10 protein-coding genes are annotated in these 12,623 nt (G+C 50.7%); 3 read left to right on the forward strand and 7 right to left on the reverse strand.

What is annotated here, in order from left to right; all coding sequences use genetic code 11:
- Positions 1–10: 10 nt before the first annotated feature.
- Genes ACR9FF_RS24230 through ACR9FF_RS24240 form a run of 3 tightly spaced genes read right to left on the reverse strand, consistent with a single transcriptional unit; the run spans position 11 to position 2,364 of the window.
- A complete protein-coding gene (locus tag ACR9FF_RS24230; protein ID WP_435165618.1) occupies positions 11–1,219 on the reverse strand; it encodes a sugar phosphate nucleotidyltransferase in 1,209 nt (402 codons plus the stop codon).
- Positions 1,219–1,917: a CpsD/CapB family tyrosine-protein kinase gene (locus ACR9FF_RS24235; protein WP_127495663.1), complete on the reverse strand. Its 699-nt coding sequence runs from the start codon at positions 1,915–1,917 to the stop codon at positions 1,219–1,221. The genes ACR9FF_RS24230 and ACR9FF_RS24235 overlap by 1 nt, the downstream gene beginning before the upstream one ends.
- A gap of 21 nt (positions 1,918–1,938) precedes the next feature.
- On the reverse strand, positions 1,939–2,364 hold the full coding sequence (locus ACR9FF_RS24240; protein ID WP_435165622.1) for a PilZ domain-containing protein: 426 nt from the start codon (positions 2,362–2,364) through the stop codon (positions 1,939–1,941).
- A gap of 279 nt (positions 2,365–2,643) precedes the next feature.
- On the opposite strand from ACR9FF_RS24240, the gene ACR9FF_RS24245 reads away from it, so the two are divergent.
- Positions 2,644–3,012 (forward strand): helix-turn-helix domain-containing protein, encoded by a 369-nt coding sequence (locus ACR9FF_RS24245; protein ID WP_127495665.1) that lies wholly within the window; start codon positions 2,644–2,646, stop codon positions 3,010–3,012.
- Between the two features lie 13 nt (positions 3,013–3,025).
- On the opposite strand, the gene ACR9FF_RS24250 is transcribed toward ACR9FF_RS24245, so the two are convergent.
- The 3 genes from ACR9FF_RS24250 to gltB form a co-directional block, all read right to left on the reverse strand.
- Entirely contained in the window at positions 3,026–3,151 is a 126-nt protein-coding gene (locus ACR9FF_RS24250; protein WP_280525714.1) for a hypothetical protein, read from the reverse strand.
- Positions 3,152–3,504: 353 nt separating this feature from the next.
- Positions 3,505–3,978 carry a DUF2975 domain-containing protein gene (locus ACR9FF_RS24255; RefSeq protein WP_435165626.1) on the reverse strand — a complete coding sequence of 158 codons (474 nt, stop codon included), beginning with the start codon at positions 3,976–3,978 and terminating at the stop codon, positions 3,505–3,507.
- A gap of 452 nt (positions 3,979–4,430) precedes the next feature.
- Positions 4,431–9,032, reverse strand: coding sequence for a glutamate synthase large subunit (gene gltB, locus ACR9FF_RS24260; protein WP_201007896.1), 4,602 nt, complete (start codon positions 9,030–9,032; stop codon positions 4,431–4,433).
- A 397-nt stretch (positions 9,033–9,429) separates the two neighbouring features.
- Here gltB and ACR9FF_RS24265 point away from each other — a divergent pair, with 397 nt between their 5' ends.
- Positions 9,430–10,725 (forward strand): stalk domain-containing protein, encoded by a 1,296-nt coding sequence (locus tag ACR9FF_RS24265; protein ID WP_435165629.1) that lies wholly within the window; start codon positions 9,430–9,432, stop codon positions 10,723–10,725.
- A gap of 55 nt (positions 10,726–10,780) precedes the next feature.
- On the opposite strand, the gene ACR9FF_RS24270 is transcribed toward ACR9FF_RS24265, so the two are convergent.
- Positions 10,781–11,167 (reverse strand): kinase-associated lipoprotein B, encoded by a 387-nt coding sequence (locus ACR9FF_RS24270; RefSeq protein WP_127491566.1) that lies wholly within the window; start codon positions 11,165–11,167, stop codon positions 10,781–10,783.
- 291 nt (positions 11,168–11,458) lie between these two features.
- Here ACR9FF_RS24270 and ACR9FF_RS24275 point away from each other — a divergent pair, with 291 nt between their 5' ends.
- Positions 11,459–12,574 (forward strand): MGDG synthase family glycosyltransferase, encoded by a 1,116-nt coding sequence (locus ACR9FF_RS24275; RefSeq protein ID WP_435165632.1) that lies wholly within the window; start codon positions 11,459–11,461, stop codon positions 12,572–12,574.
- The last annotated feature ends 49 nt before the right edge of the window (positions 12,575–12,623 follow it).

Below are 12,623 nucleotides of genomic sequence, written 5' to 3' on the forward strand. Positions count from 1 at the left end.
ACCGCAAACTCTAGATAGCCGTATGGACTTCTTCCCCATGATTCCCGAGCACAATCCGGTCATCTTCGGTTAGATCCGTTCCGATGTGAGCTTCCAGGAGCGTGAGTCCGGACCTGGCCATAACGGTATGCCGATCTCCCGGCAGAAGCTCGACAACCTCACCTGTCTTAATCATGCTTCTCTTCTCATTGCGGATCAGCTCTCCTACACCGGACAGTACCGTCCAGACAATCTTACGCTTCAAATAAAAGGCATAGCTTAGGAACCCGCCGTCAACCACTTCGAGCTTTCTTGTGATGGCTTGCTGTCCATCCTCGCGGGATAAGCTGCTAATTACGACGGCATTGCCCCACCTGCCTGCCTCATAACCTGGAACCAGCGGCGGCTGTTCCTTGCTTATATTCCGCGCCTGTTCATCAGGAATGCAGGCGGCTTGATCGGCAATCAAAATTCCCGCGGAAGAAACGGCCACCGTAATATTGCTCAGCCCCATCATAATTACGGGAGCTGCCGAATCATTATAAATAGAAGCGTTTTCCGGGAAGGCGGCAGCAAGAGCATTCCAGCTGTTAATGCGGCTAAAGGGCTGCTCCGGCATTCGGAAGGTAGGGCTCTCTTCCAATAATCCGATCATTCTGTCTTCCAGCCGGCTATAAAGCTCCTCGTAACGACGGAAAAGCTGCTCATACTGGATGGGAAGGCCCTCTTCAGTCAAAGCGGAGATTACGCTTTCCAGCCGGAAGACGATAATGCCGCTCTCATCGCTTGTCACCGCACGATTTAATTGATGCCTGCGAAGCTGCTCCGGCAGCTCCTTCAGCGTCTCGAACCAGTCCTCTTCTTCCACATACAGATCCGCAGGCAATACGGCAACCGTCTCGTGGAGAGGAATGGATGCAACCGAATAAAGATAGGAAGCAGCAAGGGCAACGGCGGGGTAACTCCCTTTCGTCTCCGGCTCCTGAATCACGTTCAGGCTGATGGAGAGCTGATTGCGCAACGTTTCCGCCTGATTGTGGCTGATTGTAATAAACGTATCCTGCTGCAATCCGACCTGATCCAGCTGTCGCCACAGCCTGCTCAGCAAAGACTCCTTTTCACCGCTTGGTCCAGGCAACAGGGGAAGAAGCTGCTTCGCACGCTTCGAATGAGAAAGCGGCCACATCCGTCTGCCTTGACCGCCGGCTAATAACACGAGTCTTACTTGCTGCTCTCCCATTACATCCTCCTGTTTGTACCGTAATAGGTGTAATACAGCTGATCCTTGCTTTTCTTTTTCTTATTGTTGAGCACCACTCCAAGCAGCTTCGCTTTTACATGCTCAAGACTGGCGTACAATTTTTTCGCTTGCTGACGCTTGGTCATCCCAACGCTGATTACGGCAACTACGCCATCGCATTTGGAAGCAAGCACAAGTCCGTCGGTTACAACGAGGGAAGGCGGAGCGTCAAACAGGATCATATCGTAATGGGCGGACAGCTCTTCAATAAGCTGATTCATCTTTTTGGAGCCCAGCATTTCCGAAGGATTAGGCGGAGTGGGACCGGAGCCGATAAAAAACAAATTATCGACCGAGGTGGAATGCACGGCATCCTCCCAATCCATCTGATTAGCCAAAACGTTCGTCAGGCCGGTCTGATTAGACAGCATAAAAACCGTATGAAGAGTTGGCCGTCTCAAATCCGCATCAACCAGCAGTACACGCTTGCCCTCTTGCGAGAAGGCAACCGCAAGGTTCGCAATCGTTGTTGTTTTGCCGTCACCGGACTGACAGGACGTGACCATCAGCGTCTTCACGGGTACATCAATGGAAGAGAATTGAATATTCGTACGCAAAGAACGGTACGCTTCGGCAATAGGGGAATCGGGATTGCTCGTCGTAATCAGCTTGCTATTTTCCATTAGGGATTGTTGCATGGGTTTACCACCTGCCACCTATTATTGAATTGCCTTATAACTTAATGCCCGATATAATGCATGAATCTTGTACTGCTGCGGGCTTTGACGCAGAAGCTCCTGATTCAGCATGCGGACCAGCACAGCTTGAAGCCGGTTGGGAGGATGAAAGACGATGCCGTACTCATATTGGTTATCCCTTGCGTTACGCCAAACGACATGGCCGCGCAGATTGATCGCCACGCCGGAAATCTTCATCCGGAAATCCAGCATGTAGCCTTTATGCACAGGAAAGCGTAGTCCCGACAAAAAGCATAGTCCATGACGGCTCATATTCAGGATCAGCACCGGACATGTCGAGGCCGTCAGCAAGAGGCCCTGCTCATCGAGCAGACCAGCTATTGCTGTTATCCCTTCGTGCAGATGAATACGAATATTAGACCGTGGTATAAACGGGTCGGCCCCCATGGCTGAAGCATCTCCTTACCTGAATTTCACCCGCGGAACCCCATCTATCGGTTACGCTAGCAGAGAGGAATAAAGGCTGCGAAAAGTGTGAATACTGAGGATAAATGATACAAAACGTATCTAGTATTTCTTCCACTTTACGATACGTTATGTAACATGTCAAGTGGAAATAAAGAGTACGCGGATATTTTGCGACGTTTTGTTGCAACAAATGAAATTTTAACGTTTACGTATTAATATAGGTGTAGCGGAAGTCAGTCATTTTAGGAGGATATAAAGATGAATATAGGAAACCGAATTGCTGGCTTGAGGGAAGAAAGAAAATGGACACAGGAGCAAACCGCCTCGAAGCTCGGCATATCCAGGGCTGCATTATCTCATTACGAGAAAAACCGCAGAGAGCCTGATACGGAGACCTTGGCGAAGTTTGCTGACCTGTATCAAGTTTCCATAGATTATTTGGTAGGAAGAACAACGAATACACAGGCGGCGTTAAGCGAAGATATTCGTAACTTTGTCGATCATTTGGAGCTGTCTGACGAAGAGCTGCTGGAGAAGTATAATTTAAGCGTGGACGGCCGTAAGCTTACAGCTGAAGAAACAAAACGGTTTATTGCCTTCGTTCGGGCTGAACGTATGATGAATTAGGCTGGGACAATGGTTAGGGCTGGATCAGATCCGCTGGCCATTTTTCCGGTGGAATATTGAGTTGAATTAATATTTCCCTAATATTTAGCTCAGTACGTTTATCTTCGGTGCTTGCTACTTGCATTTCTGCATCTCTCATTTTATCCGACTCCCACTCCTAATAAAGTAAAACAATAATGTTATTATACCTAACAGTTCGGCTGGAATATGTCGGAAAGTGTGGTAAGATTAGTTCTTTTTTTGTCGAAAATAGGAGTATGGGCCCATTTTTTCATGAAATTCCAGCCTCAATCGAGTTGGAAGCCTTTGTAAGATCGCATAACAAATGGTTAGGAATAGGTTAGAGACAGATAGATCTGCTCCTAACCTTTTTTTCATAGATAGGCTTCTTCATCGCTTGTTCCTTACTGCTTCCATCCTATGCAAGTCCAAAACATAAAATAACCGTCTCCTCAGAGACGGTTATTTTATGTTCGGCGATGTCTTTGGAGGCTAAACGGTGAGTTCATTCTCTGACTTAAGCTTTATGGCATTTTGCAGCAGACGCTCGAGCAAAGCGCCAAACACGGCGACCACAAATGAAGCAAAGGTTACAGCCAGCCCTATTACGATAATCCCCGGAGCATCTTCTTGCCTCGCCATGATAAACACAAACGGCATCATCGCCACAAAAATAATTCCGATAGATACGCCGCAATATTTAATCTTCTTTAACGCCCGGACGGACAATTCGGAAAACGCGGTGTTGTTATCAATATAACCCAGTAATTTCATGACCGTATATAGTGCTATAAAGTATGGAATTACAGCTGCAAAAAAGCCGATATCCGATGGATGCATCCTGCCCGGAAATTGATTAGGGTTATTCCTTATCAGTCCAATCACACCAAATACGCATACCGCGATCGCAGGCATCGCCATGAACAACACGGTTATCTTTAGAAAATAAGTGGATACGCGGTTCATTACAACCACCTCATCTGTGTAGACTCAGTGATATTATAACCTTACATTTATCGTTTTACAATATATTTTAATCGTTTTGCCCCTTAGACTCTGGGATGTATTTGCATTGCTCTACGCCTTTGCCCTCCGCTCTCTGCTCTTCGCTTTTCGCCTTTTCGCTTTTCGCTTTTCGCTTTTCGCCCTTCTCTGCCCCGCCCTTCAACAGGCGAGCGGCATTTTGCGCCGCCTGCTATTTTTGTTTTTGTAGTGTGGGTGGAGGGAATAGAGGGAATGTATCTCCTGAAGGAGCGGAGCGTTCGCCTTTGTCTACACTTTGCAACATTTAAATATTGTTCAAGCAAAGTGTTGACAACAGCGGCCGTAAGGAGATACATTCCCGTCATTCCCGAGCATCCCCACACTCACCAAACAACAAAAAAAACAGGCTGAGCAATTGCCCAGCCTGTTCCCCATTATCCTCCTGTACGAGCCAGCTCTTTCATGCTTTCTTCGAAAGCGGCTAGAAGCGCTTTGTCGTCTTTCAAGCCGGCATCTTCCGCTTTGCGGATATGCTCCAGCATTTTTTTGTAATCCTTCGGAATAACCTTCACGAATTTCGCGAGCGATCCTTCCCAATCGTTAAGGACACGCGAGCCAACCGCAGAGCTTGTGTACTCCACATGGCGCTCAATCAGGCCGCGAAGCTCGGCAACATCTTCTTCGGTCTCCGGACGCTCAAGGAGAACCATCTCGATATTACAGTTATTGAAGAAATCGCCTTGCTCATCGTACACGTATGCAACGCCGCCGGACATACCTGCCGCAAAGTTGCGGCCCGTGCCGCCAAGTACAACTACCCGGCCGCCCGTCATGTATTCACAGCCGTGATCGCCTACGCCCTCGACAACAACTTTCACGCCGGAGTTACGAACCGCGAAGCGTTCGCCTGCGATACCGCGGATGTAAACTTCGCCATCCGTTGCACCGTACAGTGCCGTGTTGCCGATAATAACGTTCTCTTCGGCTACAAACGTAGCTTTCGGAGACGGAGCAACGATAATTTTACCGCCGGAGAGGCCTTTGCCTACATAGTCATTGGAGTCGCCTTCGAGCGAGAGCGTAATGCCCTTCGGTACGAATGCGCCAAAGCTTTGGCCGGCAGAACCAACGAAGTGGTACGAGATTGTATCTTCAGGCAAGCCTTTCGCGCCGTAACGGCGGGTTACTTCGCTGCCCAAAATTGTACCTACTACGCGGTTTGTGTTGTAGATCGGGAATGTGCCGCGAACGCGTTCGCCGCTTTCCAGAGCTGCTTGCGCGCCCGGAACGAGCTCCTTCATGTCGAGCGACAGCTCGAGGCCATGATTTTGCTCTTGTACGTTATGACGCGCTGCGTCTTGCGGTACGTCCGGCGTATGCAGCAGAAGGCTAAGATCGATGCCTTTTGCTTTGTAATGGTCAACCAGGTTCTTCGATTCGAGAATGTCGACGCGGCCGACCATCTCTTGAATCGTGCGGAAGCCCAGTTCGGCCATAATTTCGCGAAGCTCCTGCGCAATGAAGGTCAGGTAGTTCACGACATGGCTTGGATCGCCCATAAACTTCGCGCGAAGCTCAGGGTTTTGCGTTGCAACGCCAACCGGGCAAGTATCCAGCTGACATACGCGCATCATAACGCAGCCCAGTACAACAAGCGGTGCAGTCGAGAAGCCGTATTCTTCAGCGCCGAGAAGGATGGCGATCGCAACGTCGCGGCCGTTCATCATTTTACCGTCGGTTTCGATAACGACGCGGTCGCGCAGGTTGTTCAGCATCAGCGTTTGATGCGTCTCCGCAAGACCAAGCTCCCATGGCAGACCCGCATGGCGGATCGAGTTCATTGGAGATGCGCCAGTACCGCCGTCGTAACCGCTGACCATAATAACGTCAGCACGAGCTTTCGCAACGCCTGCAGCGATGGTGCCTACGCCAACCTCGGATACGAGCTTCACGTTGATGCGAGCGCGAGGGTTTGCGTTCTTCAGGTCATGAATCAGCTCGGCAAGGTCCTCGATCGAATAAATATCATGATGCGGCGGTGGCGAGATCAAGCCTACGCCCGGAGTGGAACCGCGAACTTCCGCAACCCAAGGATAAACCTTGCGTCCTGGAAGCTGGCCGCCTTCACCCGGTTTTGCGCCTTGCGCCATCTTGATTTGAATCTCGTCCGCGTTAACCAAGTAGTTGCTCGTTACGCCGAAACGGCCAGATGCAACCTGCTTGATCGCGCTGCGGCGGGAATCGCCGTTCGCATCCGGGATAAAGCGCGCAGGGTCTTCGCCGCCCTCGCCGGTATTGGATTTGCCGCCAATACGGTTCATCGCGATAGCGAGGCTCTCATGCGCTTCTTTACTGATGGAGCCAAACGACATTGCGCCTGTTTTGAAACGTTTGAAGATCGATTCAACCGGTTCAACCTCTTCGATAGGTACCGATTGCCGTCCATCCTTGAACTGGAGCAGCGAGCGGAGCATCATATGCTTCTTGTCTTCGCCTTGAACCATGTTCGAGAACTTCTTGTACAGTTTATAGTCGTTCTTACGGGACGCCATTTGCAGCGTGTGAATCGTTTGCGGGCTGAACAAATGGTCTTCGCCGTCTTTACGCCATTGGTAATCGCCGCCGGAGTCGAGTTCTTTCTCCCCGCCCTCTTGGTCGGCGTATGCTTTGTTATGAGGCTTCAGCGCTTCTTGAGCGATGATATCGAGACCGATACCGCCAATACGCGACGGAGTCCATGTGAAGTATTCGTTAATCAATTCTTCCTGCAGGCCAAGCGCTTCGAAGATCTGCGCGCCGCGGTACGATTGAATGGTCGAAATACCCATTTTGGACAGTACTTTTACTACGCCTTTTGTTGCCGCTTTGATGAAGTTCTTAACGGCCTTCTCATGCTTGATGTTGCTCAGCATGCCCTGGCGGATCATATCGTCAAGCGTCTCGAAAGCGAGATAAGGGTTAACTGCATTGACGCCGTAACCGAGCAGGAGGGCAAAATGATGCACTTCGCGCGGATCGCCGGATTCAAGCAGAATCGCTACCTTCGTTCTTGTGCCTTGACGGATCAAGTGATGGTGCAGAGCCGCTACGGCAAGCAGCGACGGGATCGCAGCGTTGTCTTTGTCAATACCGCGGTCGGACAAAATAAGAATATTATGGCCTTTATCAATAACGCGGTCGGCTGCATCGCACATCAGCTTCAGCGCTGCGCGCAGGCCTTTTTCGCCTTCGGCAGCCGGGAAGAAGATCGGAAGCGTAATCGACTTGAAGCCGGGACGGCGTACGTGGCGAAGCTTCGCGAATTCTTCGTTCGACAGGATTGGCGTATCCAGCTTGATATGGCGCGCGCTTTCCGGTTCCGGCTTCAGCAGGTTGCGCTCAGGTCCTATTGTCGTGCTTACCGATGTAACGATCTCTTCGCGGATCGCGTCGATCGGCGGGTTCGTCACTTGCGCGAACAGCTGCTTGAAGTAGTTGAACAAGCGCTGAGGGCGCTCGGACAATACGGCAAGCGGCGCGTCGTAACCCATGGAAGCGATCGGCTCCTGGCCGCTGCTCGCCATTGGCTCAAGCACTTTGCGAACGTCTTCGAACGTATAGCCGAATGCCTGCTGACGCTGCTGCACGGTAGCGTGATCCAGTTCAGGAAGCTCCGGCGCGTCAGGCAATGCTTCGAGATCAACGAGATGCTCGTCGAGCCATTCGCGGTAAGGCTGTTCAGCCGCGATTTGCGCTTTTACTTCCTCGTCGGAAATAATGCGGCCTTCTTTCGTATCTACAACGAGCATACGGCCCGGACGAAGACGGTCTTTGTACGCAATCTCTTCTGGAGCGATTTCGACAGTGCCGGCTTCGGAACCGAGGATGATATGATCGTCTTTCGTTACATAATAACGGGCTGGACGCAGGCCGTTACGGTCCAGGTAAGCGCAGATTTGCGTACCGTTCGTAATCGCCATTGCGGCAGGTCCGTCCCACGGCTCCATCAGAGTCGCGTGGTATTCATAGAATGCTTTTTTCTTGTCGTCCATGCTCTCATGGTTCGACCAAGGCTCCGGTACCATCATCATCGCAACATGCGGAAGGGAACGGCCGGACAAATGCAAGAACTCAAGCGCGTTATCGAACATCGCTGTATCGGAACCATCCGGGCTGATGACCGGCTTTACCTTCTCCATGTCTTCGCCGAACAGCTCGGTTTCGAACAAGGTCTGGCGGGCATGCATCCAGTTGATGTTGCCGCGCAGCGTATTGATCTCGCCGTTGTGGATCAGATAATGGAACGGATGCGCGCGCTCCCAGCTCGGGAAAGTGTTCGTACTGAAACGGGAGTGAACAAGTGCCATAGCCGACACGACTGCTTCGTCGTTCAGCTCCTGGTAGAACGAGCGTACCTGCTCGGTAGTCAACATCCCTTTGTAGACGATTTTCTTGCTCGAAAGGCTTGTGAAGTAGAACATCTCTCCGCCTTCTTTGCCGCCGAAACGGATGGCGATCTCCGCGCGTTTGCGGATCACGTACAGCTTGCGCTCAAAGGACAATTCGTCCTGAATGCCCGGGTTCTTCGCGATAAACACTTGGCGAACGAACGGCTTCACCGACAAAGCGGATTGGCCAAGCTTCGAATCGTTCGTAGGAACCGTACGCCAGCCGATCAGCGATTGGCCCTCTTCGCGGATGATGCTCTCCAGTTCGCGCTCGAACGAGCTGCGGATCGCTTCATCATGGGGCATAAACAGCAGACCAACGGCATATTCTCCTTCTTGCGGAAGGTCAATCTCAATCTTTTTCAATTCACGTGCGAAGAAATCATGCGGGATTTGAATCAGGATACCTGCTCCATCCCCCGTGTTAGGTTCGCTGCCTTGACCGCCGCGGTGCTCCATGTTCTCGAGCAATGTCAGCGCCTGACGAATGACAGTATGCGATTTTCTTCCCTTGATGTTTGCTACAAATCCCATGCCGCATGCGTCTTTTTCATAGCGCGGATCGTATAGACCTTGTTTCGGCGGTAATCCAAAAATTTTCTCTTTCATCGTGTGCAACCTTTCTATCAGAAGATTTTTGGGCAAGCATAGCTCAATAACGGTATATCGAACGGCAGCAATCGAGGCGCATCGGCCTGTTGCTTGCCATTCTTACGAGCTTAAACGTGATGGCTTGATGGCATCTTATCCGCGGACACAAACTTTCCGAAGCTTTTAAAGGAAATCGTTCGTATCTGGTCGAAAATAATTAGCTGCATGAAGCTTTCGTTTAAGATTGACCATGTTCCGGGCCGTGTTCCGCCATTGCGGTTATTATATTATTTTAACATCAGGCCAAAAGGGAATCAATTTAATATTTTTATGAATGTGATAAAACTTTACTTTACAGCACATTGTTCGTGTTCTTATACTATGCCTAACATTTTATCAAAAGGAGGATGAACATTTGTATAGCAAATCAAGGAAAATCCAATCTGTTATTGTAATGTTAGCTTTCATGATCTTGGCCGCATCGGCCTGGGGAGGGTCGCCGGCTAGGGCTGAATCGGGGGTGCCGGAGCCTTATCGGATCGTTGCTCTCGGCGATTCCTTAACTGCGGGTTACGAGCATGGTTATACCGAAAAATCCGTTCCTTACGGTTACGTCGAGCAGGTGTACGAGCAGTCGCTGTTCCACGGTCTCCGCGCGGAATACGTCAATTACGGGATACTTGGACTTAAGGCCGAAGGCTTGAACCGCCTGCTTCAGGCTGTTTCGGGCGGCCGTACCGTGAAGGCCGACGATATTCAAAAAGAGCTGCAGGACCCCCGCAAGGAAACGCTTGCCGCTCAAACCGTCCAAATGGCTAAATCCATACGTTCCGCCAGCTTGATCGTTCTAACGATCGGAGGAAACGACCTGCTTCCGGTGATGACGAAGCTGGATTCAGGAGCAACCGACGAAGAAATTACCACCTACATCCAAACGATATTGGATCAGTACGAAAAAGATCTCGAAGCTTCAATCCGAACGATAGCCGCCCTGAACCCCAAGGCGCAAATGGTCATGTCGGATCAATATTTGCCGGTTCCCGCGCCTTTGCAGTTCGGCTCCACGACAATCGAGCTGTATCCCGAAGCAAAGCGCAAGCTTCTGCTCGACGGAGTTACGAAGCTCCGCGGCAAGCTTGAATTGGTAAGCACCCGTCTTGCGGCCGACGGCATCAAGCTTCAGGTTGCGGATGTCAGCAGCTTGTTTGTCGGCCACGAGCTGGAGTACACCTCCATCGCGCAAGGCGACATTCATCCGAACCATCTCGGTTACGCGGCAATGGGACGCGCTTTCGCAACCGCGATCTGGGGCGATTACCGGACCGTCCGCCCGCGCCAGGCCAACGTTCAAATGTCCGTTGTTGTGGCCGGCAAGGAGCTTCCCGCTTCGGCAGCCCCGCCCGTTCTTCGCAGCAACCGCAGCTTTGTTGCGATGAGGGACATCACGGATGCTTTAGGCGCGAAGCTGACCTGGAATAACGCAACCCAAAGCGCAACGGTTTCTTATAATAATCATACCGTTATCCTTACTATCGGTTCCGCATACGTAACGATCGACGGCAAGAAGGTCAAGCTGACAACGCCTCCCGCATTTTTGCTGAAGTCAGGAAAGGAATCGAAAACTTACCTTCCGCTCGCCGCCTTGTCCGAAGCACTCGGCCTTCAGGTCACTTATCGCGGCACCCTGCAAACCGCCTTTATAAACAAATAACCAAAAAGACCGCAAGGTCTCGATTTACCTACTATAGTAGAAGAAATTATTCTAGTTACTTATATTCCTTCCGCAATTCCTTCAACATTTCCAGCCCGCGCGCGGACCATCGCATCAGACGGTCCAGCGCGGCGATCTGGGCTGCAACCGCCTCCTGCAGCGAGGCATTGTAGTCCGGCACTTCCCCTTCAAAAGGCTTCACATCGCGAAGCAGCACATTCGTTTTTTCCGTATAGCTCAAAGCTCTGCGCTCATGAAACATCGCGACGTCCGGATTATAAGGATGATGCAGGTCTCCCTGCTCGGGATGCTTCAATACGGCCAGCACCTTAAAGACCGCGCGCGGCCCGTTTACTTCCACAATCTCGCCAATATATTGGCCGGACCTGACATCGGCTTTAACCAACGCTCCCGGAACGATAAAATCACGGTTTTCTTGCATATGTAATAATCCTCCTAAAATAAATTGATTAACCTGTTTTGCACATTCGAATGCTCGCTACTTATTTCCAATGTGCTATAATACCGCTTAGTACATCGATCGGCTTTTCTTCATCCAGCAGAAATTCACAATATCATATAAGAATGATTTCTTGCAAAGCAACCCGTGATTTTCCGATTGCAGCCGCGATGGCCGTCAGCTAGGACTATCGCCCCTGCAACTTCAATAGCAGGATGACTTGTTTTAAATCGAGCAGAGTCGTAATATGGAACTAGAAAAGTAGGTGACATTATGCGTAAGAAAAGAGTGCTCCTGCTCTCCGAAGGATTCGGATCAGGGCACACGCAAGCCGCGCATGCCTTGGCAGCAGGCCTGCGCCAGCTCAACCCGGATATACAGACCCGCGTGATGGAGCTGGGCAATTTTCTTAATCCCGTGCTAGGACCTTTAATTATTTCAGCCTATCGCAAAACGGTAAGCAGGCAGCCCAAGATGGTTGGCCTGATGTACCGCAGCAATTATAAAAAATCGTTAAACCGATTTATGCAGCTTGCGCTTCACCGTATGTTTTATACACATACTTCGCAGGTTATCGCCCAATTGAAGCCGGATCTCGTCATTTGTACTCATCCCGTTCCGAACGCGGTTGTCAGCCGCCTGAAGCGGCTTGGGCTGAACATAAAGCTATGCACCGTCATTACCGATTACGACGCGCATGGTTCATGGGTGAATCAGGAAGTGAACAAATTCCTTGTCTCCTCTTCCCTGGTAAAGGACAAGCTCATTAACCACAGCGTGCCGGAGAGCCGGATTGCCGTAACCGGCATCCCCGTCCATCCTCTTTTCTGGAGGAGCTACGACAAGGCCCAGATCAGGGAACAGTTCGGACTCAAGGCGCTTCCTACCGTCCTTATTATGGGCGGCGGCTGGGGTCTTATGTATGAAGACAGCCTGCTGGAATATATGACGGAGTGGCGCGAACGCGTTCAATTTATTTTTTGCGTAGGAAATAACGACAAGGTGAAAGAAAAAATGCTCGCGAATCCAAGGTTCCGGCATGACAACATCCGGATCATCGGATTTACCAAAGAAGTCAGCAAGCTGATGGATGTCGCGGATGTTCTTGTAACCAAGCCAGGCGGGATGACCTGCACGGAAGGGATGAGCAAAGGCATTCCGATGCTGTTCTACGAGCCGATTCCCGGGCAGGAAGAACAAAACTGCGAATATTTCATCAAAAACGGCTTCGGCGAAATGCTGGAGACGACCGAAACGGTCGATAAATGGATGGCTGTCATTCAGCAGCCCGAAGCTTCGGCCAGCTACCGCCAGACCCTGATCCAAAAAAGAAACGAAGAATACAATCCGCTTACTTGTCCTAAAGCCGTCTTGCAGCTGCTGCAATGACGGCTTTTTGCTTGTACAAAATCCTTCCCCGTTCGAATAGTACAAACCT

This window comes from Paenibacillus glycanilyticus, from assembly GCF_051200795.1.
Classification (GTDB): Bacteria; Bacillota; Bacilli; order Paenibacillales; family Paenibacillaceae; genus Pristimantibacillus; species Pristimantibacillus glycanilyticus.